This is a genomic window from Gynurincola endophyticus, assembly GCF_003991195.1.
Taxonomy (GTDB): Bacteria; Bacteroidota; Bacteroidia; order Chitinophagales; family Chitinophagaceae; genus Gynurincola; species Gynurincola endophyticus.
In genome coordinates, this window is record NZ_RCWL01000002.1 from 154,007 (window position 1) to 179,552 (window position 25,546).

Below are 25,546 nucleotides of genomic sequence, written 5' to 3' on the forward strand. Positions count from 1 at the left end.
TTGAACAATTATGCTGCGGAAACGTTCAATAAGAGAAATACAGACCTGTTATCCGCTCACTAATACCGATCAGTTCGCAGCGGGCTAAATTATAGTATGATGAAAAAAATCTTTGCAAGAATATGGGCCGTCTGGACTGCCATTGCTTTTTTTAGCACCATGGTAGTATTCTTTATTCCGTTTTTACTGTTTGTATATTTTTTACCCGACCCTAAAAGAACTGTTCGCTTCTTATCATTTGCACGTGTGTGGATGGGCGTTTTTCTTCCATTGTGTGGTTGCCCGATGCGTATTAAAGGGCGACAACATTTTGCTAAGGGAGAAAACTATATTGTATGCTGTAATCATAATTCTTTCATGGATATCCCGGTTTCTTCTCCTGCCATTCCGGGAGGAAACAAAACTATCGCGAAAAGTGATTTCGTAAAAGTTCCTTTGTTTGGACTGATTTACAAAGCCGGAAGTGTGATTGTTGACAGGAAAGACGAAAACTCACGCAAACAGAGTTTCGGAAAAATGAAGAAGGTATTAGCTGATGGCTTACACATGTGTTTGTATCCCGAAGGTACCCGAAATAAAACCGACCAACCGATGAAACCGTTTCATGACGGCGCATTCAAATTATCGCTTGAAACAGGAAAAGCAATCATTCCAGGTATTATCTTCAATACGAGAAAAATTATGCCTGCTGATGAAGGATTATATGTACTTCCCCACCCGATCGATATTCATTTTTTAGCACCAATCATTCCTTTAGATTCTGACACTGTAGCCAGTTTAAAAGAACGGGTATTTAACATTATGAGTAATTATTATGCAGCAAATGCGAAGAGTTAGAATATTTTTTACTATTAAGGTATTGCGTTATCCAGCAGATTTGTACTGAATTATAATGCTTCGTTGGAGAATGATTTTACATCACCCTTAACTATTAATTGTTAATTCTCCATTCTTACTTTTCTCTAATTACATTCCGTAGAAGTATCTTGTTCTGTTGATACGCAAATCTCTCAATAAACCAGATTTCGGGTGAATGGTGATATTGAATGTTCTTACAATACCAACCGGTGTTACGTTAATGGATAACTGCCAGCAGTGAAGTTCTCTGGATAGATACATGGTTAACATCTGAACAGACGAAGTCTTTACATCATAGAAAGTATTCATCCCCAACTTCCATTTCGGAGTGATATTAAAGTCACCGTTCATATTCAGACTCGCGGTGTTATTGGTATAAAAACGCCCCTGATCTTCTTCAAAAACTCTTCTGAAGTTGTAAGTAAAGGAAAAGTTCAGACTCCAGGGAATATTGAAGTCTGCAAACTCTGCAGGGTTTTGTTGCATGTATGCCAGCTGGGCCATTTCTTCATCAGGAGTATATGGACTCAGGTTATCATAGTTTTCATTGATTGGGTCTGCATCCTTTCCTTCTGCGGCTTTACTTCTGAAGCTACTGGAGATGGTTAATGATCCGTCGGTAATTCTTCCGGGGGTAAACTTCCTTCCTTCCCATGCAAATTTGTTCACACGGAAGCCACGTTCATCCACCTGATACGGATCAAGGTTTGCACGTGCAGTAATATTGATCTTTTCAAACAGATTTGTTCTTACGTATAAATTGAAAGTCGACAACTGGAAAGAGTCTAATAAGAAGTTATAACTACCGTTGATACCAAATCCATCAATTAACCGAACAACCCTGTCTTTAGAAGTTGAATCTTTTGCCCGGAACTTTGCTTCAATATTATTGTCGATACCAAAACTCATACCACCGAACTTCTCACCACTGAAAACCGACGAAATTCCACCTGTGTAGTAAGAGGTTTGCTGCGCACGTCTTCCGCTATCGATCATAACGGTATAGTAGTCTTTACTCGCCAATGCCGGATTGTAGTTCAAAGAAACCTGTGGCCTGATTACGTGTCGGATCGCTTTGATATTGCTGTTTTTTCCGAAACGTTCGAATTTTCCGAACATTGCCGTACTCATGCTGACACTGAAAGCCATATCGCTCGAGCGATAAAAACCTTTATTAATAGAGGTATCCATTGTTTGGGTACCGTAATTCCATGATCTGAACATTCGCTGCGAATACCAGTTTTCGCGATACGAGATACCAGGGGTAATTTGTAAGGGCCCCAATTGTGGCAAGGCCAACTGAATCGGTACATTATGTGAAGCTCCCCACTGCATGGTATCCAGCAGGTGTTTGACGTTAAAATCTTTTTCGTAAGCAGAAACACGATTCGAAAAAGTAGAGTTGTAACCAATACCTAGTTTTTCATACCATCCGCTTTTTCCTACGGCTTCCTTCTTTTGGAAAGGATACAGAGTACTCATGGTTAACGCCATATTAGGAAGCGTCATAGTGATTAACTGGGTATTATTATTCTGGTTGTGGTTTGCACTGGCGGTAAAGTTGAAACGGTCCCAGGTTTTAGAATAAGTGATAGATGAGTTCATCTGGTTCTGATAGTTTCTCATCGCATTATTGGTGATTAACCTGTTGTAGCGGGTAGAACCGGCATTAACGTTAGCCGAGAAGTTGGTTCCCGGACGAGCTCTGCTATCCACAGCATGCGTCCAGGTAATATTAAACGTACGGGTATTATCGAATTCGCGGTCGCCGGCATTACTCAGAATTCTTGAATTCTGCATAGACAGGTTCATAGATCCGTTGTATCGATAACGCACCCTGTAGGTAGGCATCAGATTCATCATCCAACCTCCATAAGTATAGATATTTGACCGTAAAGTAACGTCTAAGTAATCATTAAATACTTTATAATACCCCAATCCTTCTAAACCCAAACCGAATTGTTCACTGGCAGTAAACTGTGGTGGTAATAATCCAGACCGGCGGCCCTGGGCCATTGGAAAAATACCGAAAGGAAGGTAAATAGGAATAGGTACCCCTTCAAATTCGGGGTGAATCGGACCGGAAACTGCCATTTTTTTATTGATCAGTTTCATTTTATGTGCCCTGAAGGCAAAGTGAGGTGTATCCAGGTTACAGGTAGTGATTTGTGCGCGGTAGGCAAAATACTCCTCCATGGAGATTTTTTTGATCCGCTCACCTTGCACGAACATTTCTCCTTGTTGTGTAACAGTATTCTTAGTGATGCCGCGTTGCGTTTCAAAATTATACACGATTTCTAACGCTTCCATATCCGTTCCATCCTGTGTCATCTTAGGCTTACCGATCATTTTCCCTGCAGTGTCGCGTCTGTACATAGCGGTAATCAGCTTTGTTTGCTGATTCATATTCATACTATCGGCCGTCAAATTCATGTCTCTGTACTGAATTTTCGCATCCGAATACAAAATAATCACCTTATCGGGAATATTCATCACCAACGAATCTTTCGAACCGTAGTTGATAGGCGCATCTAAAGAATCTTTGGAAATTTTGTAAGAAAAACGTTTTTGAACCAGTTTGGTAGAGTCATTCAGGGGAATCGTGTCGACCTTTTCAATTTGTAAGGAGTCTGTTTTTACAGGAGGAATCGTATCATTCGAAGTAGATTGGGCCAATACAGAAAGACTGCCTAGTATCAGAAATGATAACAATAGGACTAATGATTTATTTCGACCTCCGGTATTGCAGTTAAACCTATACATTTTTCCAACCATAAAACATGATCTAAGCACGATGGGCAAAAATAACTATTAATGAATAAATAAATAGAGAAATTAAAATTTTAGTTGACTGAAGTGCATGAAATAACTAGTATTACAAAAGATTTAACGAAAACATGGCAATGCACTGCTTGAAAAACAGGTGTTTATTTCTAAGTTTTTAGTCTTAAAGTAACAAACACCTCATTTTCCTCTCCTCTTTTAATACCCACACCGGTCAGCAAACACATGGGTAACCTGCTATAAAATAAAAAGCCTTTTAGCTGCGTTAAACGACAAACATCCCCTGATAACTGTTGTTATTTTGTTATTTTTTAAGCTGTATCTTTCAACGTTATGTCAGCTAGATAAAAATGATTAATTTTCGTGTGAGTTGTTTTAAAAAGAAATGGCCGAAGGTGGAATAAAGAGTTGAATCAAATAGGCAGAAGCTGCAAGGCCACTAACAACAATTTCATTATTAATTGATAATCAAATAAATAAAAGCAAAATACTGTTTAAATCTTCCACAGCCTATAAATAAAACTCTACTTAAACAGATTTAAACAATCCTTCGCAAGTTTTAACTAACTTTGTTAATTAATCCTTGAAGAACGGAAAAAGCTCTAAAGCATGAAATATAGTTTTCTTTTTTTATTTTCATTGACATTACACTTTACCAGTTTATTTGCGCAGAATACCGATCAGAAAACGATCATCATTGATCCCGGGCACGGAGGTGCTGACGGAGGAACAATGGGGCAAAAAATTAAAGAGTCTGCGGTGGCGCTTCAGGTTTCTATGAAGTTAGCGGAGGCGCTGAAAAAACAATTTCCGACTTATAAAATCATTATGACGCGTACTACGGATATCTTTCCGGGGAACACTACTAATAAGAAAGACGCCTTGTATTACCGTGCAGAGTTTGCCAATAAAAATAAAGGCGACCTATTTATTTCAATCCACTGCAATGCCACCGGATTAAAGCCCGGCGGATGGAATAAAAGACAAATTACCGGTTACAAAGACAAATGGGTAGAGAAAAAAGTAAAAGGAAAAGTGCAGAAAGTAAAACAAAGAGAGCCTATTTATAAAAACGTGTGGGTAGAAAATAAAGTAATCGGAACAGAAACCTTTATCTGGGCAGCAGACAGAAGCGGTGCCAAATCCGAACAAATTTCCAGAACGCAGGAAGAGGCCTATCATGAAAATGAAAATCTGGGCTTAGATCTTACTTCTCCTGAAGCACTCATTCGTGCACAGTTGTATGAGAAAAAATACTTTGCCAAAAGCTTACAGTTTGCCACTCTGGTAGAAGAAGAATTTGTGAAAATAGGCAGGGTTAGCCGTGGTGTAAAACAACGTAATGAAGAAGGTATCTGGGTGTTACAGGCTACCGGAATGCCAAGTGTACTGATAGAGTTAGGATTTTTGTCAAATACGAAAGAAGAAGAATACCTGATGAGTGCAAAAGGTCAGGCTGAATCGGTAGATGTAATCGTCACCTCTCTGAAAAGATATTTTGATCTCGTTAAATAATCGGAATATTATTTATAAAGGGAATGCCCCATCTGATGAAAGATGACGCATTCCCTTTTATTATTTAGTATCACAAACAATTTTATTAACCCATAGCTGCTCCCTGTCTGCACTCATCTGCATTTGCTGCAGCATAAAAGCTTTGTCATAATCGATTTTTTTATCATAAATCAGTTTTCCGTTCAAATAAACTTTTACTTTCTTATTCATATCAACCATTTCAGGTGAAATATTAATTTCAAAAGCATCGATACATGAGGTTTTAACAGTAAATGTATTATTCTTATAGCCGGCTATAATTTTTCCGGATTGCCGGGGAAAGTCAAATGCCTGTCTGTTTACCTTATCAGCCACCAGGCTATCTTCTTTATTATAAGATAACCAGGTATCAATCGTAAAATTCTTTGTCTGGTGCCAGTTGGCTTTAGGAGCTGCCGTATCTAACCGGATATTACTCAGCCAGTCAATATTGCCATACTTTTCGTCGTCAAACTCCCATGAAACATCGTTAGGTGTCGGGTTTCTCTTACGGGATTGTATCTCTTTAAAAAGAATTTCATAAGCCGGCTCCGATTCATCGAACTGAGGAAACCAATGTGGAAATCCATTATAGCGATATTCTTTATAATCGGCCTTCAAAGATTGCATCAGTTTTGTAAAATCATCATTGGCATTGGGCGGATAATAATAATCTTCATCGGTAGAGAAATTAATAAAAGAACGATTCTTAATATTCTCAACAAATGTTCCTCCGGTAAATACTTTCGGATAAGTATTGAATCCATAAAAACCGGCAAAAGCTGTAGGTTGTTTCATCAGGTAAGAGAAAGAGCCGGTAGCACCATTTGAATGTCCGGAAACAAATACTTTATTTCCATCTACATTGATTGATTTTCTGATTTGTTTTACCATGTCGGGCACCATGAAAAACCCGTCATCAGGAACCATCCAGTTATACTGGCGGCTGCCTTTCGGAAACACCAGGATCACTTCGTATTGAGCTGCATATTTGGTATAATATCTATTCCAGTCAAAGAGATTCATCTGAGCAGTCTGAAAATCAATCAATGCATTGCTTCTAACAGCACCGTGCAGGAATACGAGTAAAGGATATTTCTTTTCAGGATTGTAATTTGCCGGCAGATGTACAAAGTAAGATGTTTTGGTAGAGTCATTAATCTGAAAGGAAATGGAATAATTCTGCTGCTGTTTAGGCAGGTACTGCTGTTGATTTTTAAGTTGTATGTACAATTGTTTTCCATCTACTGTAGTGTCAATTGCTGTTGCACTTACCTGAAAAAACTCCTCTTCTGCTGCAGCTAACTGTTTAAAAAATGCAGCTTTCATAGCCAGCGCCTCCATTTTTAAACGCTCCCATCTGGAATCTTTCAGGAGGTTTCTATACTCAGACGCTGAATAGTTTCCGGTAATCACACGCCAACCGGGGAAGCCGCCATTTTTTTCAGGATCAATATCTTTCAACAGGTATAAGTAATAGAACGCTTTATCATAATATTTTAACTCTCCCGCCAGTACTGAAGCTTTGTATAGACCGGTACCGTCCACTTCATCAGGAAACTTTTTAAAAGCATCTTCGTACATTGATAGCGCTTGTACATAACCAGAACTATCTTTCGCCGCCCACATTGTTTCGAGTGCCTTTCTGGAAAGTAGTTTGTAATTCTCCTGAGAAAACAAACTAACAGTCATCAACAATGACAAAGCAAGTATCTTATATTTTTTCATTTTCACTTTTAGCAACAAAATTATTCTTTCACCTAAAGAGAAAATTGTAAAATTGGGACATGTATTTTACCGGATACGGTGCCAGAAAGTGTCCTGCGAACCCAGTAAAATACCTTTCTTAAAGAAAGTCGTGGGTGATTTTTTTGTAAAATTGTCAAAGGTTTTATTCAAATGCGCCTGATCGCTGAAGTTAAACTGATAAGCAAGACTGGTAAAGCTTTCTTCTGGACGGATAAACAGCTTGCGTTCCATCGTTTTTCGAAATACAACTATCTCATGAAACTTTTTTACAGAAACACCGATATTCTTTTTGAATACTCTATTAAGATGTCTTCTGCTAACGGATAATTTTTCCGCCAGTAATTCAACTGAAAAATCTTCATAATTGCTGAATATTTCACTGATTGCTTTTTCAGGCAAGGGGTTTTCATAAGCAATATATCTGCTTTTGAGAAAGGTATCGAGTTGATGGGTAAGTGTGTCGGTATCATTACCATCAAATAAATCTGTCAGTTCATCAGTAGAGAAAAAATTGTAACTGTTGTTGAGCACTCCAAAATCCGGTTCTCTATAAAACTGCTGTATTCCCATTGCATGAAAAACAATTACAATTCGGTGCACCTTTCCGGTTTGTTTAACTGTTAATACTTTTTCGCGTACCGGGGTAAAGATCTGGCAGGGTGTACCATTCTCCTGGTAAACAATTTCTCCATCCGGCGTATAATGGTGCGACCGGTACAGTGATAAAGTATTATTATAATGAGGGAAACACTCGAACTCCGTAACAATATTATTGGGTTTGAGATCCAGATAGTAATAGTGTACATACCGGGATATCAACGGGTCGTTTGATTTAAATGTTATAAATGTTTCCATTGCAACAGGGGTTTTATGAAAAGAAGACCATCTTTGCATAAAGACGCAATTAAAATAAAAATGTTACATTTTTCCGGAAAGCTGCATTTCCTCAATTATTTACTTAATAACTGACACGCATGTTTTTTCCCTTGGATGCAATCCATTTTCTCAGGAAACATCCAATTTAATCATAAATCGTATATTTTATTTTTGAATCAGATCACTTTTAATATTTATATAACACTATACTCCCAACACCGCCTTCATAGTGTTATTTTACCGTAACCCTTTATACTGTAGATTTGTATCCCGCCGACTCACTTCGCTCCCTCAAAGCGGTATTTAACGAGCCATCACGATAAACCCCAGTGTGATTCGCCGAACGTAAAAACGCCTGATGAATCTATCAACTATAAAGTTGATTCTAAACCTGTAACATGCTACAGGAATATATACGGATTTGTACCCAGGTTCAGATGATCTGCCAATATTTTTTATTGAAAAATGAAGACTGGACGGGGAATTATCCTTGAATCATGACGAATAAAGTAAAGAATGCTTTTGGTTGATTTTTTTATAAAAAAAAGGTAGTAAAATAATCGGAACCTTCCCTTTATTCATTCAGGCACACATCAATAAACATCCCTATAACAAACAAGAAATCACCCTTTAAAAGTGATTATAGCATATAGTTTGTTAAATGTGCCCTCTCCCCTCCCAAATTCAATAAAAACCAATCGGTTTAACAAAAAACCGCTGTAAATTTACGTTTGGTGAAAAAAAGACACCTTTTTGAAACAATGGATTGCAGAATGATCCGTTATTCTGAAAATAATAAGAAACCTGAATCGATGTTTAGAAAATATATTCCATCTATCACCCTTATAACTTTTTTGTTTACCGGCATTCTGAACCTGCCGGCACAAACACTTAAAACCATTATCGTTGATGCCGGACATGGCGGTTCAGACGTAGGCGCCAGGGGCGCTTATTCTACCGAGAAAGATATCAGCTTAACCATTGCCTTACTTGTGGGGCAAAAACTGGAAAAAGCATTTCCGGATGCTAAAATTCTATATACCCGTAAAAGTGATACTTATCCGGCGATTAAAGAGCGGGCAGATTTTGCTAATAAAAACAATGGCGACCTCTTTATCTCGATTCACGTAAATGCGGCGCCGAAACTCAAACACTCTAAGTTTATCGGCTATCGTACTCAAACTTATTATACCGGTAAAGGAAAAAACAGAAAAAAAAGAACCCGTAAAGTTCCTAAATATAACGTCACTTACTCTCCTAACCCGTCTAACGGTACAGAAACCTTTATCTGGGCCGCAGACCGTACCCAGGCAAAATCGGAATATGTAGCAGAAAGACTGGCGGATAAAATTCCTTCATTCGATTCAGTTCCTGATCTGGATGATCCCGAATTTAAGGTTAAATCGCTTTTATGGACCAAAAAATACTTTGATAAAAGTTTATTACTGGCAGAACTGGTAGAAAAAGAATTTGTAGATGGCGGCAGGTTCAGCAGAGGTGTTAAACAAAGGAATGAAAAAGGTATCTGGGTGTTACAAGCCACCGCAATGCCCAGCGTTTTGGTAGAAACAGGTTTTATTTCCAGCAAAGCAGAAGAAGACTATCTGAACAGCAAAATAGGTCAGGAAGCCATTGCCAACTCTGTGGTAAACGCAGTAAAACAATACCGCACCCTTACAGAAGGTAAAAGCTATGAAAAGATTAAAGTATGGGCACCGGTAAAAGATACCACTACTAAAATTATTATGGATTCTCTGGATATTATTGAGGAGCTACCCGATAGTACTCAGGTAAAGGAAGGCCTTAAATAATAAGATACGAAAATTTCCGGATATTTACAAGGCTATTAGAACCCACTTATTTTCAAGGAATTAACATATAGTTTTAGAAAATTCGTAAGCTTGATTGATACGAGGTAACCTTGATTTGCCTATTTTTGATGGTGGTATGATAATTTGAGTAGATAGATTGGAAAAGAAACCAGCAATAAATTCAGAAAAATGAAGATTTCAAACGAAACGAAAATAGGAGCTTTAACCGCAGTAGCCATCGCTGTTCTAATATTAGGCTTCAATTTCCTGAAAGGTAAAAGTTTAAGTCCGGGCTCTAAATTTACTATCTATACAGAATTCCAGAATATAGACGGTTTGTCCACTTCCAGCCCCGTATCCATTAACGGTTTACCCGTGGGTAAGGTCATTAGTCTCAAAGAAAAAGATAAAAACCTGTCTGCTATTGTAGTAGGAATTTTTCTGGACAGAGATCTGAATATTCCTGATGACTCACAAGTTTTCATGAACAGTGCTTTATTAGGGGGAAGTTCTTTAGGTATTGAACTGGGTCAAAGCACTAATTATATACAATCCGGTGCAGTTTTAGCCAGCAAGCCTTACAAAGGAATGCTCGACAAAATACAGGGTTCGCTCGATCCGGCCTTAGCCAGCCTCAACCTGACTTTGCAGTCTGTAGATTCGGTAATGCAAAAACTGGGAGCAATTCTTGACCCTAACACCCAGCATAATTTACAGGCAATTGTAGCCAACCTCGGTGCTACCAGCAGCTCACTCAAAAATCTTTTAGCCACCAATGGCAGCCTGCAAAAAAGTTTAACCAACATAGAAACTTTAACAGCAGGTTTTAGCAATAAACAGGCTGATTTTGATCGAATGATCACTAACTTTGCCACTACTTCTGATAAGTTTGCCGCCGCTCCTGTTGACCAGATAGTTATTCAATTACAATCTACCCTCAAACAATTAGATGGTGTAGTTGCTAAAATGAACAGCTCTGAAGGTTCTCTGGGTGCATTAATTCATGATAAAAAACTATATGAAGAGATCAGACAAACGAACAGAAGCTTAAATACTTTGTTAGATGATTTCCGTTTACACCCGAAAAGATATGTTAACGTAAGTGTATTTGGCAGGAAAGATAAAACGGGACCCATAACAGCACCAGTTTATGATTCAACAAAAGCTCAATAAATTGATTTTAACGTGCTGCTTAATATTAGGCAGCACTGTTTCTTTATATGCACAGGTAACACCTCCCCCTTCACCAGCTGATACTTCGGTTAAAGTGATACAATGGATTAATTCCGATCTTACCCGAAATCAAAAAGTCAACGACTCAGTTGAATACTTTATAATGGTGGGAAATGTGATATTACAACACGAAACCACTATTTTTAAGTGTGACAGTGCTGTTTTAAATCAAAAAACCAGAATACTGGAAGCTTTTGGTAATGTACATATCAATGAGGCAGACAGTATAAATATATATTCCCAATACCTCAAATATTACAGTAGCACCCGTTTAGCAGAACTCCGCAAAAAGGTAAAACTCACAGACGGTAAAATCGAATTGCTCACCGAAAACTTTAATTACAATGTTGGCGAAAATGTAGGTGATTATTTTAAGGGAGGTAAAGTAATTAATAAACAATCGGTATTAACCAGTGTAGAAGGTACTTATTACGGAGACCTTAAAGATGTTTTCTTTAAAAAAGAGGTAAAGTTGGTAGATCCGCAGTATAAGTTGAATACCGATTCACTGCTGTATAATACGGAAACCGAAATTGCCACTTTCGTTACCCGCACCACGATTATCGATTCTACACAAAAGCAAATCGTTACGAATGACGGCTATTATGATGTAAAAAACCGAAAAGCTAAATTCGGAAAGAACCCGGTCATTACCGATCCTGTTAAAAGAACAATGGCCACGGCCGATGATATCATTACAGATGACTCAACCGGATTGAGTAAATTATGGGGCAATGCCATTTTTGCCGACTCTGCACAAGGACAGGTTTTGGGAGGAAACTATATAGAAGTTAACTCAAAAAACAATAACCTCTTTGCAGAGAAAGATCCTTACCTGATCATTAAACAGGAAAATGATTCTTTATACCTCAGGGCAGATCAGTTTAAATCTGGTAAAGTTACTGACCTCATTATGCAGCTTCGTACTGCTGCCTATACAGATACCAGTTTAGGGCTGGATAGCGCAGGTGTAGAAGCCATGTATCCTTTGCCTGTATTAGAACCAGGTAAAGACAGTGCCGACAGATATTTTATCGGTTACCGCAATGTAAAAGTGTATAGTGACTCACTGCAGGCTGTAGCTGACAGTATTTATTATAGTAATATAGACTCCGTTCTCCGCTTGTATATCGATCCGGTGGCCTGGAATCCGGAAAATCAGATGTCTGGCGATACCATGTATGTATTCACTAAAAATCAGCAACCAGACGAAATCATGGTATTTGAAAATGCATTTGCGATTAATAAATATGGTAATGAATTGTACAATCAGCTGAAAGGAAGACGTATCAACGCCTTTTTCCTCGAAGGCAATATCAATCTTATACGTTCACGAGGGTCGGCTGAATCGATCTATTATATTCCTGATAACGACAGCGCACTCATCGGTGTCAATAAACTGGAAGGCTCAATTATAGAACTTCGTTTTATTAATAAAGAATTGAACCAGGTAGCTGCTATCGATGCACCAAATGGAAAAATGGTTCCGATACAGCAAGCAGGCGATTCGGATAAACAGCTCCCCGATTTTAAATGGCGGGAGGCAGATCGTCCGAAAAGCAAATATGATATTCTTCCGAAAGTCCGGTTTATCGTGCCGGAAGCAGAAAAGAAAAAAGAAGAAGTAGCTAAAGAAGTAACTGTTGATTTATAAATTACTAAGGCAAATACCTGCACTTTACGAGGCATATTTGCCTTTTTTGTTTTTATTTTTCGATAATCTGCTTTTTATTGCAGGAAATAACAGTATTTTTAAGCAAAGCATGGTGCAATGTTAAAAAAAGAACGTCAGGCCTATATTTTACATCAGGTCAATTTACATAATAAAGTATTGAGCTCTGGTTTAAGTCAGGAAATGAATGTTTCTGAAGATACTATCCGAAGAGATCTTCAGGAACTGGCAGAAGAAGGGAAATTGATAAAAGTACATGGCGGCGCACTGTCTCACTCCTTTAACCAGGTATCTTATCCGGTAACAGACGTTTACTCGCAAGATAATAAAAGGATTGTTGCACAAAAAGCAGCTTCATTAATCCGCGACGGAATGTTTGTAATCACTACCGGCGGTACTACTATTATTGAAATGGCGAAGGCATTACCCCCCCAGTTAAAGGCGACGTTCATCTCCGGCAGTATTCCTGCGGTACTCGAATATATACAGCATCCTACCATTGATGTGATTGTTTTGGGAGATAAGGTGGCTAAAAATTCAAAAATAACTGTAGGTGGAGAAGCTATCAGCCAGGTAAGAAAAATCCGGGCGGATCTTTGCTTTCTTGGTATTAATGCTATTGATGTGAAAGACGGTATTACCGATAGCGACTGGGATGTAGTACAATTAAAAAAAGCGATGATCGAATCTTCACAAAAAGTAGTTTGCTTAACCATTGCAGAAAAGCTTAATACATTACAACCGATTCATATTAGTCCGATTCAGGATATTGATGTTTTAATCACAGAACTGCCTTCTACCGACCCTAAATTAAAACCATTTATCGACGCAGGAATCACCGTATTATAATTAAGAATTAAGAGTTATGAATTAAAAATTCATAACTCTTAATTCTTAACTCTTAACTTTTTAACTGCTCCATGGCCAGTTATAAACGATCAGAATAGCTGCAATTATACCCGCAAGATCGGCAATCAGTGCAGCCGGTATAGCATGCCGGGTATTTCTGATATTTACAGAACCGAAATACACCGCTACGATATAAAAAGTAGTTTCTGTAGTTCCCTGAAATACACAGGCCAGTCTTCCTACAAATGAGTCAGGCCCATACTGTGTCATTGCATCAATCATCATCCCTCTGGCACCGCTTCCGCTTAATGGTTTCATTAAAGCTGTCGGTAGTGCCGGTACCCACTGCGTATCCATTCCCATGGCCGCTACTGACCAGCTGATGCTGGATATAATAAATTCAAAAACGCCGCTGGTTCTTAATAAACTGATGGCTACGAGCATGGCTACGAGGTAAGGAATAATGCGGATACACACCATTAATCCCTGCTTGGCTCCTTCAATAAAGGTGTTGAATATATTCACCTTTTTTACCATACCACCCAGTATAAACAATACAAAGATGAGCATGATAATGCCGTTACTCACTACGTTTGAAAAGCCGGTGGCAGAATCAGGACTTAACACATATCTTAATAAATAACCTAATCCTGTTACCAGTATAGCTCCTCCTAACCCGAAAGCGATAATAGCCCCCCATTGTTTACGGGTAAACTTTTGCCAGAAGGCAGTAACCGCCATAGCTACCATAGTAGATATGAAAGTTGCTATAAGTAGAGGAATGAAAACTTCGGTGGGGTTATTCGACTTTAAGATGGAGCGTTGGGCAATGATGCTAACAGGAATAATGGTTAATCCTGACGCATTCAGTACCATGAACATAATTTGTGCATTAGTAGCAGTATGCGATGAAGGATTTAACTCCTGCAGGCTTTTCATTGCTTTCAGGCTAAATGGCGTGGCAGCATTGTCTAAACCGAGCATGTTAGCCGAAAAACTCATCATCATTGTTCCGAATGCCGGGTGGTTTTTCGGCAACTCAGGGAAGAGTTTACTGAATAACGGACCAACAATTCGCGATAATAAATTGACAGCACCGGCCTTTTCACCGATATTCATAAAACCCAGAAACAAACTCATGATTCCTATCAAACCGATAGAAATGTCAACACTTGTTTTGGCTGAGTTAAAAACACCATCCATCATCTCCTTGAAAATCAACGTATCACCCATTAAAAGACGAACTGTTGCAACAATAAAAGACAATAAAAAAAAGGCAATCCACAAATAATTTAAAACCATTTTCCTCGATTTAGATAGAAGAAATGAAATTACTCGAAAACTCAATCAATTGTAACAAATTGGGCAGTAAAATCTGAAATTGGGTGTATCTTTGCGCGGAAAATAGAGATTCAATCAAATAATTATCATTCTACATGTCACTTAAAGCAGGAATTGTTGGGTTGCCGAATGTCGGAAAATCAACTTTGTTTAATGCAGTTAGTAATAGTGCTAAAGCTCAGGCGAGCAATTATCGTTTCTGTACCATTGAACCGAATGTTGGTTTAGTAGATGTACCGGATGCGAGATTAAACAAATTGGAAGAACTGGTACAGCCGAACAGAACAGTACCTACCCAGATTGAAATCGTAGATATCGCCGGATTAGTAAGAGGAGCCAGCAAAGGGGAAGGTTTAGGAAATAAATTCCTTGCCAATATCCGTGAAGTGGATGCTATCATTCAGGTAATCCGTTGTTTTGAAGATGAAAATATTCTTCGCGATGAAGGTGCCATCAACCCTATCGGCGATAAAGAAATTATTGATACTGAATTACAGCTAAAAGACCTGGAGTCTGTAGAGAAAAAAATCTCAAGAATAGAGAAAATGGCTCGTCAGGATCCGAAATATAAAGCAGAACAAGAGGTTTTGTTACGTTGTAAAGCCCATCTGGAGCAGGGGAAAAATATGCGTGAGCTGGGTCTTGCAAAAGATGAATTATCAGCAGTTGCCGATTTGTTTTTACTGACGATTAAGCCGGTATTATATGTAGCCAATGTTGACGAACCGTCAATGCATACAGGTAATAAGTTTTCTGACACGTTGAAAGCTGCCGTGACAAATGAAAATGCAACAGTCATTATTATGAACAACAGCATCGAAGCGCAAATTTCTGAAATGGAAGACCCGCAGGATAAAGCAATGTTCATGGAAGAGTATAAAATGACCGAACCTGCATTAAACAGATTAATTCAATCTACCTATAAATTATTAAACCTGTCTACGTACTTTACTGCAGGTGTACAGGAAGTTCGTGCATGGACTATCCAGGACGGCTGGAAAGCACCGCAAGCGGCGAGTGTGATTCACACGGATTTTGAAAAGGGCTTTATTAAAGCTGAAGTAATCGCTTATGAAGATTTCGTTAGCCTGGGTTCCGAAGCTGCTTGTCGCGATGCAGGTAAGTTAAGAATCGAGGGTAAAGAGTATATAGTGAAAGATGGTGATATCATGCACTTCAGATTTAATGTATAATGTATTTTACCGCTGCACTTTGCCTCATTCAACCTGTTGATTAAAATTTAAACATGAAGAGAATGAAGGCAATTGAAAGTTGAGCGTTGAAAACGGCTATGCAGCTCTTGAAGTTAATATCGTTTGATGTGTTCAGTTACAAAGCGCTTTTTCCTTTTGCCAAACATAAGAGAAATGGTAATTATCCGGTAAACCTGTGCTGAATTACATTTAATCTATACTACAACTTATCCGCTTTAATTTAATTAAGATAAAAAAGGTGTATCTGTAACAGATACACCTTTTTCTTTATAAAAAGACTCATTAATTACTGAGGAGTATTCAGAATCAATACAGGTTCAGCTTTGAAGTTTAATCCGTCGGTAATAAGTTTTATTAAATAATTCTTATGTCCGTTAATGATTTCGTCGCCTGAAACAGCTTGTAAGTTCGTTCTGATTTTACTCAGTTGGGCTGCAACAATTGAACTGAAGTCAACATTCTCACTGCTAACCGTTACATTAAATGTTTTGGCGAGGTTAGCTCTTTTAGTAGAATATGCGTTGATCAAACCATTTACATAAGCGATCTGCATCTGACGGTAATACTCGTCATTCATTCTGCTTCTGGTGAAGATTTCAGTAGTGAATGTATTCAGGTAATTACCTAAACCAACTGAAGGCTGGCTACGGTCTTGTTGCTGATCAAATAATCCTTGTAACAATCTTCCACTTAAGAGGTTCATAGCTCTGGCACTTGCAAAAGATGAGAAAAAGTTTCTTTCAGTAACACCGGTGATCTGACCATATTGTTTGTTATAGAACCAGGTTGGTTTTTCTAACACATATTTTTTCATCCAGTCGATAGCAGCTTTTTGTTTAGCTACTTCAACAGGTTTTTTCATTTCAATTTTACCGCTTTTCGGATGAATATCTTCGTAATAATATCCACCAACCCATGCAGCAACATGATTTAAGAACATACCATAATAAGCTTTACTCATGTCGTAAATGCCCATCATATCGTCGTACTTAGATACATTATCAAACGCCCAGTTAGGTACTGTAGGAATCAAAGCTTTGATTTTGTTGATACCATATACAGAAGCTTTTAACGGATCGTCACCGATATCTTCTGTTTGCGTTCTCGGATCCGGAACGGGTTTATAAGCAGCCCATCTTAATCTGGGATTTTTTAAACGCTCAGTGGTTAAATCATCAAACGCAAGAACATCTTTTTCATAAGTGTCAGGCGTCCAGCGATAGTTCCATTCAATTGCCCAAATATCATAATCTCCGATCGTAGGGAAGTACATTTCAATCGGTAAATTATCTTCTTTCTGCGCTACATAATTTAATCTTGAATAGTCCATCAAACTACTATTGATACCATATTTAGCGATGTAGGTTTTACTTCTAAGGCTATCCACCGGCGTTGAGTTATTAGCGATGAAGTTATGGTGTAAACCTAAAGTGTGTCCTACTTCGTGCGTAATTACATACTCAACCATTCTGCCGATTAATTTCTCAGGCACATTTAAAGTATATAATTCAGGGAAGTTGGGAGCTACCTGCATGTAAATCCATTGTTTCAGGATATTTGACATGTGGTGGTACCAGATAATATGTGATTCAATTACTTCACCGCTTCTTGGATCCACTACGTGAGGCCCCATTGCGTTCTCAGTGCTGGAAGGGTGATAAACGATTGCACTGTGACGCGCATCATATAAGCTGAAGGTTGAATCTTCCTGTGGAGTCGGTGCTAAGATTCCCTTGATTGCATTTTTAAAACCGGCTTTTTCAAAAGCAATGTTCCATGCATCAACACCTTTAATAAAGTAAGGAATTAATTCTTTAGGAGTAGCTCTGTCGATGTAGAACACAATTGGTTTTTGAGGTTCTACCAGTTCTCCTCTTAAATATTTCTGAACATCTTCAGGTTTTGGCTCCAGTCTGAAACGGTCAGCATATTCAATATTGATACGTTTGTCTTTGTATGCCTGAAAATCAATTTTCGGAGTAGCGAAAATACCTACGCGCTCATCGAATTTTCTTGCTTTCATAGGAGTTTTCGGTAATAATACGATGGAAGTATTAGTACCAAAGGTTGCAGTCTGAGCTGCTCTCATTCCTGAAAAAGAATAGGTTCTTAACACATCAAATTCAATATTGATTGGATATGCTTTTGCAGAACGTACGATGGTCAGGTCGCTTTTAGGAGCACCTAAACCGATGGTTTTTTTCAGCATTTCATTTAATCCTGCAAATGCCTCATCTTTAGTAATCCAGTCGGTGATATCAATTACCACGTTATTCGTATCGCTTTTCTTTACAGCGATAGGAAACACATTTAAAAAGATATCCATGTTAGACCTTTTCACACTGGCAGTAAGGTTATCGGTAGAATCGGTAATCAGGTTAGCGCTTACCATTCTTTTTAAGAAAACCTTGTTACCCGGTTGAATCTCAAATTGCAGCAGGTCTGACCCCATTTCATCACCGGCGAATCCAAAAAATTCACCTCTGTCTTTCATGTTCGAACCGGTAGCAGAAAAACGGCCAACCATTAAAAGATCTCTGTTAAAGATTGAATCCGGAATTTCGAAATAGAACTTGTCTCCAACTTTATGCAAGTCGATAAAACCTTTGTAAGTGACTTTATCTTTGGTAATAACATCGCTGTACTTTTTATCGGCTGGTTTTGCCGGAGCAGCGGCTGGAGGGGTTGTTGTGGCTGTAGTAGCCGGAGCAGGAGTAGTTTTCTGGGGCTTCTTCTTAAACACACACCCATACGCAAATAAGGATATTGCACAGGTAAGTACAATAAACCTACTCTTATAACTTTTCATAAACAAATTAATTTCCCCGAACGTACAGATAATTCCTGAATGTTTTACAAAAAATAATGTGTTTATAACAGTTAGCTAACAAAAAGAGCAGGTCTATTTATCTTGATACTATTTAACTACTTCTCCTTCCAAATCATAATCGTATGCTTTGGTAATTTTTACATTTGCGAACTCGCCAATGGTTAACGGAGTATCAGCGTTAATAATTACTTCATTATCTACTTCCACACTATCAAACTCAGTACGGCCGATATATCTGCCGGCTTCTTTTTTATCAATGATAGTTTTGAATGTTTTACCTATCAGTAACTGATTTTTTTCGTACGAAATTTCTTGTTGTACCTCCATTACTTCCTGTGCTCTTCTCTCCTTTTCTTCTGCAGGAATATCATCTGTCAGATCATGTGCGGAGGTACCTTCTTCATGAGAGTAGGTAAAGATGCCAACTCTTTCGAATCTGTGTTGTGTCAGAAAATCCTGCATCACCTGGATATCATCCAGTGTTTCACCCGGGAAGCCGGCAATCAGGGTCGTTCTTAAGCAAATACCCGGCACTCTGTCTCTGATCTGATAAATCAGGTCGTCCATTTCAGCTTTTGTAATCTGCCGGCGCATAGCCTTTAACATATTATCGCTGGCATGCTGCAACGGCATATCGAGGTAGTTACAAATATTCGGGCGCTCTTTCATCACATCTAATATTTCTAAAGGAAATTTCGAAGGATAAGCGTAGTGTAAGCGGATCCAGTGCAAACCCTCAATATCTGCCAAACGGTTCAGCAGCTCGGGAAGCATTCTTTTTTTATAGATATCTAATCCGTAATAAGTCAGCTCCTGCGCAATTAACATTACCTCCTTCACTCCCATGCTCACCAATCTTTTAGCTTCAGTCACCAACTCCTCAATACTTCTGGAAGTATGTGCGCCACGCATTAAAGGAATGGCACAGAAAGAACAGGTACGGTTACAGCCTTCTGAAATTTTCATATAGGCATAGTGCTGCGGAGTAGACAGTAAACGTTCTCCGATCAGCTCGGCTTTATAATCAATACCGAATTTTTTCAAAATCAATGGTAATTCCATTGTTCCGAAAAATGCGTCTACTTCAGGAATTTCATCTTCCAGGTTATTTCTATACCTTTCACTCAAACACCCCGTTACGTAAACTTTATCCAGTTTACCGCGACGTTTCAGGTCTACCTGGTCTAAAATAGTATTAATCGACTCTTCTTTTGCCTTATCAATAAACCCACAGGTATTAACTACCACAATGTTATGGTCTAACTTTTCATTTTCGTGCACAACATCAATTTCATTTGCTTTCAGTTGTCCACTTAATACTTCACTATCCACCAGGTTTTTACTGCAACCTAGGGTGATAATGTTCACTTTATCCTGTTTTCGTGATCTCGTTTTCATAAATATCCTGCAAAGTTAAACATTTCCATCAGTAGAATGGCATTATGATTGCTAATAAGCATTAATTTAGCTATAACTTTATTTGGATACATAAAGAATGACTTATGAAGAAAATTCTTGCATTTTTATTAGTCGGATCGCTTTTTATAGGCAGCCAAACGGCCACAGCTCAGGCATTAGGCAGTGATTATCAAACAGCTGTCGGTTTTAAGTTCTACCCCACAGCCATTTCTGTGAAGCATTTTATCAAATCGGATGCTGCATTAGAAGGTTTACTGTATATCTGGGGCGATGGCATCCGTGTAACCGGGTTATATGAATACCATGGCAATTTTGACAATGTTGAAGGTCTGAGATGGTATATTGGTGGCGGTGCGCATATCGGTTTCTGGAACGACGAGTGGAGAAGGTCATATCCGGGACGTAAGAAAGGTGTTAATATTGGAGTGGACGGAGTTTTAGGTTTAGACTATAAAATCAAAGGTGCTCCAATTAATATCAGTTTAGACTGGCAGCCGTCTGTTAGTTTTATCGGTTATAATTACTGGGAATCCGGTTGGGGTGGATTAGGTATTCGCTTTGCATTTTAACACCCGTTAGCCAGTTAATCATATTTATTATTTACAATTTACAAGCTGATTCTTTTAAAGAATCAGCTTTTTTTAATGCCCGTGCACTCAGCTGTAGTTCTGAAAGAAGCACTACATTTACAACGAATAATTAATGTGACCTACCATGATTTCTGAAAAACTATTACAACAAATTGATTTTATCAAAGAGATAGATAAACTCAAATATATCCTGCGCAAAACAAAACTGTTGAATAGTAACCGTAATGAAAACGATGCGGAGCATAGCTGGCACCTGGCATTAATGGCAGTTGTATTAGCAGAACATTCGAACGAACCGGTTGATCTGCTAAAAGTCATTAAAATGGTACTGATACATGATATCGTTGAAATTGACGCTGGAGATACCTTTATTTATGATACACAGAAAAATCATAGCAATACGGAAGAAGAACGGTTAGCTGCGAATCGAATTTTTGGATTACTTCCACCGGAACAGGCTACAGCCCTCATTGCAATATGGGAAGAGTTTGAAGCCGGTGAAACCGCTGAAGCAAGATTTGCCAAAGCGATGGACAGGCTGGAACCTTTGCTACAAAACACTTCTAATAACGGCGGTACCTGGAACGAACCCGGCGTTAACTATCAAAAAGTATATAACAAAAAGAGTGTTATCAAAGACGGTTCAGAAACGATCTGGGAATATGCAGAGCAACTTATCAACGAAGGTGTTGAAAAAGGAATATTAAGAAAATAGAACCGGTTACTTCATTAGTTTTTTATGTAATATTTCCATACCGGCAGTTGCTGTAGCTTCAATTGCCTCATATCCTTTTAAATTGACTTCGGAAGGAATACGTTTATCGATAATATATTTTTCAGTAGCATTAAAAGCATACTGGCCTAAACCTGCTGCGGGATAAACTGCGAGGGAGGTACCAATAATGATAAAAATATCAGCAGTTTGCATTACTCCGATAGCCGGTTCTATCATAGGTACAGCTTCTTCAAACCAAACGATATGCGGACGAAGCTGAGCGCCGTCTGCTGCTGTATTTCCAAGATGGATATCACCCCGGATATCATACACCAGTGACTCATCCTTTTCAGAACGCATTTTCAAAATTTCACCATGCAGGTGTAATATATTCGTAGACCCTGCCCGTTCGTGCAGGTCATCAATATTTTGCGTAATAATTGTTACTTTATATTGTTGTTCGAGGTCTGCTAATAACCGGTGAGCCTGATTGGGTTCAGCACCCAATACATTCTGGCGGCGCATATTGTAAAAATCCAGCACGAGTGCAGGGTTCCTTTTCCAGGCACCGGGTGTAGCCACTTCGGTAATTTCATAACCGTTCCACAAACCGTCAGCATCTCTGAAAGTCTGTAACCCTGATTCGGCACTGATACCAGCTCCTGATAGTACAACAATATGTTTCATATGCGGTTATTTTTCTCCTGCAAGTTCCAATACAACTGCCCATTCTTTGGGCTTTACTGTTTGAACAGACAAACGGCCCAGGCGCACCAGGTCCATATCCTGCAAACGATCATCAGCTTTCACCTGCGCCAGCTTAACCGGATTTTTTAAAGTTTTCACCGGTTTAAAGTCTACCAACACCCATCTGTCGTCTTCCGGGTCAGGATAATGTTCTTTCACCACTTCGGCGATGCCTACAATTTCTACCCCTTCATTGCTATGATAGAAAAAAGCGAGATCTCCTTTTTTCATAGCTTTCAGATTATTTCTTGCTCCGTAGTTACGAACACCGTCCCAGAATGTTTTTTTATCCTTTAAAAACTGTTCCCAGGAATATTTAAAAGGTTCTGATTTGATTAACCAATAAGCCATAGTAAACGTATTTCTTATAATTTACCATCCGTTAGCCAATACATCTGCGATATGCATCGTTTGTAATGGCAGTTTTTTATTTTTTATATAACCGTCGAGGTGCATTAAGCAGGATAGGTCTGTGCTCACAATGCAATTAGCTCCAACCGACAAAGCGTTATTTACTTTCTGATCAGCCATACTGATAGAAATGGGTTCATACTTTACAGCGAAAGTGCCACCGAATCCGCAGCAGGTTTCATTGTAAGGCATTTCGATCAGTTCAAGGCCGGCTACATTTTCCAGTAACTTTCTGGGTTCTTCTTTAATTTTACATTCTCTCAATGCTGCACATGAATCATGATACGCTACTTTTGCATGAAATGAAGCGCCGAAAGAAGTTACATCCAACACGTTCACCAAAAAATCAGAAAACTCATAAGTTCTCTTTTCCATTTCAACGATGGTTTGATGTAAAGAAGAATTATCAAAAAGTTCTATATAATAGTTTTTAATAAAACCTGTACAGGAAGCGCTTGGAATAACGATATATTCGGCGTCTTTAAAATCTTCAATGAATTTAGAACAAACCTGTTTAGACTCGGCTCTGAATCCGGCATTAAAGGCCGGTTGTCCGCAGCAGGTTTGAGATTCATTATACACGACTTCACACCCTAACCGCTCTAACACCTTAATCATATTAAAAGCGGTTTGAGGATATAGTTGATCTATGAAACAAGGTATGAAAATGTGTACTTTCATATGAAAAGTTTAGAATGTTTTCGCTAAAGCAATCATCTTTAAAGCTGTGATGGCTGCTTCTTCCCCTTTATGTCCGTGTTCTCCACCTATTCTTTCCATTGCCTGAGGTTGTGTATTAACGGTTAAAACCCCGAAAATAGTTGGTACCGGTAACTGGAGATTCAGATTCATTACCCCATCGGTAACACCCTGGCATACATATTCAAAGTGAGGGGTATCTCCTTTGATCACACATCCCAGTGTAATGAAGGCGAGTGGGCGGTCATCTTTATACTTATTCAGTTCCCAATATCTTTTAACAGCAAAAGGAAGTTCAAATGCTCCCGGAACCGTCAGTACTTTATATTGTGCATTATGTTCTTTTAATACACTGATACAGCCGGCTTCGAGCTCATCAACGATTGCTGCATTCCATTCGGTTTTTACAATAACGACACAGGCATCCTTTGTAAGAATGCCTGTATCTATATGTAATAATTTACTATTGTGTACGCTTGCCATAATAAATTATCCTCCGTATTTCCCTAAGTACTTATCTACTTCGAAAGCTCTTTGAGAATTCGGATATTTTTCTTTAATAGTTTTTAATAAACTTACTGCATCCTGCGCATTGCCAGCATCACCTGATAACAATGCTGCGCGGAATAAGTATTCAGAGCTATTGATATCATCTTCAGTGTTTGCTTTAGCAGCTTCTTTGTAAGATGCAATTGCTTCATTGGTTTGACCTAATTCAGAATAAGCATCTCCTAATAAACCGGCAGCTCTTAATTTCAACTCAGGTTCGCTGGTAGAAAAAGCTTTCAAATGCTTTACAGCATTCTCGAACTGTCCTAACTGTAAATAAGATACACCTGCATAAAATTGTGCCAGGTTACCACTTGGAGTAGAACCGTATTCATCGATTACTTTCAATAAACCTGGTTTTTTACCATCGCCGTTTAAAGCTAATGCGAATGAATCAACTTTAAAATACTCTTGTGATTTCCAAAGAGCATCTGCGGCTTGCTCGTGTTGAGGTCCTTTTACAAAATGGTTATATCCTAAAACTACTACGATAGCGCCTACAACGATACCTAAACCTATAGCAATTTTTTTACCGTATTGGCTAAAAAAACTACCGCCAGGCACTAAAGGCGACACTGGTGACTTATCGATAGATGTTGTGGTGTTTTGAACATCAGTTGCCATGAAATGACTATTTAATTAGTATTGGTTATTGTTTAGTCTACGATGAACGGATAGTTTTCATCTGTTAAGATATCTTTCAACACTTCATCGTCGTTTGGCCATGGTGACTCTTCAGCAAATTTCACAGACTCAGCCACCACATCCGCAACACGTTGATCGATCGCTTTCAAATCAGCTTCAGAAGCAAATTTGTTAGTTAAAATGGTGTTACGTACTAATTCGATCGGGTCTCTTTGCTTATAATTTTCTACCTCTTCTTTGGTACGGTATTTCTGAGGGTCAGAAATAGAGTGACCTTTATAACGATAGGTTTTAATCTCTAATAAAGTAGGACCATCTCCTTCTCTTGCTCTTTTCGCTGCACGTGCAACCGCATCATGAACAGCTTCACAACTCATACCATCCACAGAGTCAGCAGGCATTTCATAAGCATCTGCTAATTTGTAGATATCGATTACGTTTGACGTACGTTCGATAGAGGTACCCATTGCGTAATGGTTATTTTCGCAAATGAAGATAACAGGAAGTTTCCAGGTCATCGCCATGTTGAAAGTTTCATGCAATATACCCTGACGAGAAGCACCGTCTCCGAAGAAAGTCAATGCTACATTATCAGTTCCTTTATATTTTTCAGCGAAAGCTAAGCCAGCACCTGTACCGATTTGTGCACCTACGATACCATGGCCTCCGAAGAAATATACATCTTTACCGAAAAAGTGCATACTTCCGCCTTTACCTTTAGCACAACCGGTTGCTTTTCCGTACAGTTCAGCCATACAAGCATTCGGGCTCATTCCTTTTGCCAGTGCCAGACCGTGATCACGATAAGCAGTTACATAAGGGTCTTCTAAACGAGTAGCAGTCATACATCCTGCCGCAATTGCTTCCTGCCCTACATAAGCATGGAAAAAACCGCGGATTTTTCCTTCCATTTTGTATTTTTCTTCTGCTGTCAATTCAAACTGACGAATCAATTGCATTAATTCGTACCAGTATAAATAAGTATCCTTGGTGAATTTAGTGGCCACAATATTTAAATTTG

21 protein-coding genes are annotated in these 25,546 nt (G+C 38.7%); 9 read left to right on the plus strand and 12 right to left on the minus strand.

Annotation, left to right across the window (positions count from 1 at the left end; genetic code table 11):
• The first annotated feature begins 99 nt into the window (after window positions 1-99).
• On the plus strand, window positions 100-837 hold the full coding sequence (locus tag D9O48_RS04625; RefSeq protein WP_233589184.1) for a lysophospholipid acyltransferase family protein: 738 nt from the start codon (window positions 100-102) through the stop codon (window positions 835-837).
• Window positions 838-966: 129 nt separating this feature from the next.
• Here the strand turns inward: D9O48_RS04625 and D9O48_RS04630 are convergent, their stop codons facing one another.
• Window positions 967-3,570: a putative LPS assembly protein LptD gene (locus D9O48_RS04630; protein ID WP_126971117.1), complete on the minus strand. Its 2,604-nt coding sequence runs from the start codon at window positions 3,568-3,570 to the stop codon at window positions 967-969.
• Between the two features lie 681 nt (window positions 3,571-4,251).
• Here D9O48_RS04630 and D9O48_RS04635 point away from each other — a divergent pair.
• Entirely contained in the window at window positions 4,252-5,157 is a 906-nt protein-coding gene (locus D9O48_RS04635) for an N-acetylmuramoyl-L-alanine amidase family protein (protein WP_126971119.1), read from the plus strand.
• Window positions 5,158-5,217: 60 nt separating this feature from the next.
• On the opposite strand, the gene D9O48_RS04640 is transcribed toward D9O48_RS04635, so the two are convergent.
• Window positions 5,218-6,903 (minus strand): alpha/beta hydrolase-fold protein, encoded by a 1,686-nt coding sequence (locus D9O48_RS04640; protein WP_126971121.1) that lies wholly within the window; start codon window positions 6,901-6,903, stop codon window positions 5,218-5,220.
• A 66-nt stretch (window positions 6,904-6,969) separates the two neighbouring features.
• Window positions 6,970-7,818: a helix-turn-helix domain-containing protein gene (locus D9O48_RS04645; RefSeq protein WP_199750497.1), complete on the minus strand. Its 849-nt coding sequence runs from the start codon at window positions 7,816-7,818 to the stop codon at window positions 6,970-6,972.
• Window positions 7,819-8,534: 716 nt separating this feature from the next.
• On the opposite strand from D9O48_RS04645, the gene D9O48_RS04650 reads away from it, so the two are divergent.
• The 4 genes from D9O48_RS04650 (at window position 8,535) to D9O48_RS04665 (ending at window position 13,365) form a co-directional block, all read left to right on the plus strand.
• The gene (locus D9O48_RS04650; protein ID WP_126971123.1) at window positions 8,535-9,611 is read left to right on the plus strand and encodes an N-acetylmuramoyl-L-alanine amidase family protein; all 1,077 of its coding nucleotides are present in this window, start codon (window positions 8,535-8,537) and stop codon (window positions 9,609-9,611) included.
• Window positions 9,612-9,800: 189 nt separating this feature from the next.
• A complete protein-coding gene (locus tag D9O48_RS04655; RefSeq protein WP_126971125.1) occupies window positions 9,801-10,784 on the plus strand; it encodes an MlaD family protein in 984 nt (327 codons plus the stop codon).
• The gene (locus tag D9O48_RS04660; RefSeq protein WP_126971127.1) at window positions 10,762-12,498 is read left to right on the plus strand and encodes an OstA-like protein; all 1,737 of its coding nucleotides are present in this window, start codon (window positions 10,762-10,764) and stop codon (window positions 12,496-12,498) included. Before D9O48_RS04655 ends, D9O48_RS04660 begins: the two co-directional genes overlap by 23 nt.
• A 117-nt stretch (window positions 12,499-12,615) precedes the next feature.
• Window positions 12,616-13,365 (plus strand): DeoR/GlpR family DNA-binding transcription regulator, encoded by a 750-nt coding sequence (locus D9O48_RS04665; RefSeq protein WP_126971129.1) that lies wholly within the window; start codon window positions 12,616-12,618, stop codon window positions 13,363-13,365.
• 60 nt (window positions 13,366-13,425) lie between these two features.
• Here the strand turns inward: D9O48_RS04665 and D9O48_RS04670 are convergent, their stop codons facing one another.
• Window positions 13,426-14,667 carry a nucleoside recognition domain-containing protein gene (locus tag D9O48_RS04670; RefSeq protein ID WP_126971131.1) on the minus strand — a complete coding sequence of 414 codons (1,242 nt, stop codon included), beginning with the start codon at window positions 14,665-14,667 and terminating at the stop codon, window positions 13,426-13,428.
• Window positions 14,668-14,801: 134 nt separating this feature from the next.
• On the opposite strand from D9O48_RS04670, the gene ychF reads away from it, so the two are divergent.
• Window positions 14,802-15,899 carry a redox-regulated ATPase YchF gene (gene ychF / locus D9O48_RS04675; protein WP_126971133.1) on the plus strand — a complete coding sequence of 366 codons (1,098 nt, stop codon included), beginning with the start codon at window positions 14,802-14,804 and terminating at the stop codon, window positions 15,897-15,899.
• 307 nt (window positions 15,900-16,206) lie between these two features.
• Here ychF and D9O48_RS04680 read toward each other — a convergent pair whose 3' ends face one another.
• Entirely contained in the window at window positions 16,207-18,729 is a 2,523-nt protein-coding gene (locus D9O48_RS04680) for a zinc-dependent metalloprotease (RefSeq protein WP_126971135.1), read from the minus strand.
• A gap of 108 nt (window positions 18,730-18,837) precedes the next feature.
• Window positions 18,838-20,148, minus strand: a complete 1,311-nt coding sequence (gene rimO, locus D9O48_RS04685; protein ID WP_126971137.1) for a 30S ribosomal protein S12 methylthiotransferase RimO — start codon at window positions 20,146-20,148, stop codon at window positions 18,838-18,840.
• Window positions 20,149-20,252: 104 nt separating this feature from the next.
• On the opposite strand from rimO, the gene D9O48_RS04690 reads away from it, so the two are divergent.
• Together D9O48_RS04690 and D9O48_RS04695 are read left to right on the plus strand one after the other, a co-directional pair.
• A complete protein-coding gene (locus D9O48_RS04690; RefSeq protein ID WP_126971139.1) occupies window positions 20,253-20,738 on the plus strand; it encodes a hypothetical protein in 486 nt (161 codons plus the stop codon).
• Window positions 20,739-20,883: 145 nt separating this feature from the next.
• Window positions 20,884-21,474 carry an HD domain-containing protein gene (locus tag D9O48_RS04695; protein ID WP_126971141.1) on the plus strand — a complete coding sequence of 197 codons (591 nt, stop codon included), beginning with the start codon at window positions 20,884-20,886 and terminating at the stop codon, window positions 21,472-21,474.
• Between the two features lie 6 nt (window positions 21,475-21,480).
• Here D9O48_RS04695 and D9O48_RS04700 read toward each other — a convergent pair whose 3' ends face one another.
• Genes D9O48_RS04700 through pdhA form a run of 6 tightly spaced genes read right to left on the minus strand, consistent with a single transcriptional unit; the run spans window position 21,481 to window position 25,532 of the window.
• On the minus strand, window positions 21,481-22,161 hold the full coding sequence (locus tag D9O48_RS04700; RefSeq protein WP_126971143.1) for an SIR2 family NAD-dependent protein deacylase: 681 nt from the start codon (window positions 22,159-22,161) through the stop codon (window positions 21,481-21,483).
• Window positions 22,162-22,167: 6 nt separating this feature from the next.
• Window positions 22,168-22,572: an EVE domain-containing protein gene (locus D9O48_RS04705; RefSeq protein WP_126971146.1), complete on the minus strand. Its 405-nt coding sequence runs from the start codon at window positions 22,570-22,572 to the stop codon at window positions 22,168-22,170.
• A 21-nt stretch (window positions 22,573-22,593) separates the two neighbouring features.
• Window positions 22,594-23,313: a (Fe-S)-binding protein gene (locus D9O48_RS04710; RefSeq protein WP_126971148.1), complete on the minus strand. Its 720-nt coding sequence runs from the start codon at window positions 23,311-23,313 to the stop codon at window positions 22,594-22,596.
• Window positions 23,314-23,322: 9 nt separating this feature from the next.
• The gene (ribH, locus tag D9O48_RS04715) at window positions 23,323-23,814 is read right to left on the minus strand and encodes a 6,7-dimethyl-8-ribityllumazine synthase (protein WP_126971150.1); all 492 of its coding nucleotides are present in this window, start codon (window positions 23,812-23,814) and stop codon (window positions 23,323-23,325) included.
• 6 nt (window positions 23,815-23,820) lie between these two features.
• The gene (locus tag D9O48_RS04720) at window positions 23,821-24,504 is read right to left on the minus strand and encodes a tetratricopeptide repeat protein (protein ID WP_126971152.1); all 684 of its coding nucleotides are present in this window, start codon (window positions 24,502-24,504) and stop codon (window positions 23,821-23,823) included.
• 32 nt (window positions 24,505-24,536) lie between these two features.
• Entirely contained in the window at window positions 24,537-25,532 is a 996-nt protein-coding gene (pdhA, locus tag D9O48_RS04725) for a pyruvate dehydrogenase (acetyl-transferring) E1 component subunit alpha (protein ID WP_126971154.1), read from the minus strand.
• Window positions 25,533-25,546: the final 14 nt, after the last annotated feature.

Excerpts from the sequence above, each read along its gene's own strand:
- D9O48_RS04625 (WP_233589184.1), top strand. The coding sequence starts at position 100 with ATGAAAAAAATCTTTGCAAGAATATGGGCCGTCTGGACTGCCATTGCT.
- D9O48_RS04635 (WP_126971119.1), top strand. The coding sequence starts at position 4,252 with ATGAAATATAGTTTTCTTTTTTTATTTTCATTGACATTACACTTTACC.
- D9O48_RS04640 (WP_126971121.1), bottom strand. The coding sequence starts at position 6,903 with ATGAAAAAATATAAGATACTTGCTTTGTCATTGTTGATGACTGTTAGT.
- D9O48_RS04645 (WP_199750497.1), bottom strand. The coding sequence starts at position 7,818 with ATGCAAAGATGGTCTTCTTTTCATAAAACCCCTGTTGCAATGGAAACA.
- D9O48_RS04655 (WP_126971125.1), top strand. The coding sequence starts at position 9,801 with ATGAAGATTTCAAACGAAACGAAAATAGGAGCTTTAACCGCAGTAGCC.
- D9O48_RS04660 (WP_126971127.1), top strand. The coding sequence starts at position 10,762 with ATGATTCAACAAAAGCTCAATAAATTGATTTTAACGTGCTGCTTAATA.
- D9O48_RS04665 (WP_126971129.1), top strand. The coding sequence starts at position 12,616 with ATGTTAAAAAAAGAACGTCAGGCCTATATTTTACATCAGGTCAATTTA.
- D9O48_RS04670 (WP_126971131.1), bottom strand. The coding sequence starts at position 14,667 with ATGGTTTTAAATTATTTGTGGATTGCCTTTTTTTTATTGTCTTTTATT.
- ychF (WP_126971133.1), top strand. The coding sequence starts at position 14,802 with ATGTCACTTAAAGCAGGAATTGTTGGGTTGCCGAATGTCGGAAAATCA.
- D9O48_RS04680 (WP_126971135.1), bottom strand. The coding sequence starts at position 18,729 with ATGAAAAGTTATAAGAGTAGGTTTATTGTACTTACCTGTGCAATATCC.
- rimO (WP_126971137.1), bottom strand. The coding sequence starts at position 20,148 with ATGAAAACGAGATCACGAAAACAGGATAAAGTGAACATTATCACCCTA.
- D9O48_RS04690 (WP_126971139.1), top strand. The coding sequence starts at position 20,253 with ATGAAGAAAATTCTTGCATTTTTATTAGTCGGATCGCTTTTTATAGGC.
- D9O48_RS04695 (WP_126971141.1), top strand. The coding sequence starts at position 20,884 with ATGATTTCTGAAAAACTATTACAACAAATTGATTTTATCAAAGAGATA.
- D9O48_RS04700 (WP_126971143.1), bottom strand. The coding sequence starts at position 22,161 with ATGAAACATATTGTTGTACTATCAGGAGCTGGTATCAGTGCCGAATCA.
- D9O48_RS04705 (WP_126971146.1), bottom strand. The coding sequence starts at position 22,572 with ATGGCTTATTGGTTAATCAAATCAGAACCTTTTAAATATTCCTGGGAA.
- D9O48_RS04710 (WP_126971148.1), bottom strand. The coding sequence starts at position 23,313 with ATGAAAGTACACATTTTCATACCTTGTTTCATAGATCAACTATATCCT.
- ribH (WP_126971150.1), bottom strand. The coding sequence starts at position 23,814 with ATGGCAAGCGTACACAATAGTAAATTATTACATATAGATACAGGCATT.
- D9O48_RS04720 (WP_126971152.1), bottom strand. The coding sequence starts at position 24,504 with ATGGCAACTGATGTTCAAAACACCACAACATCTATCGATAAGTCACCA.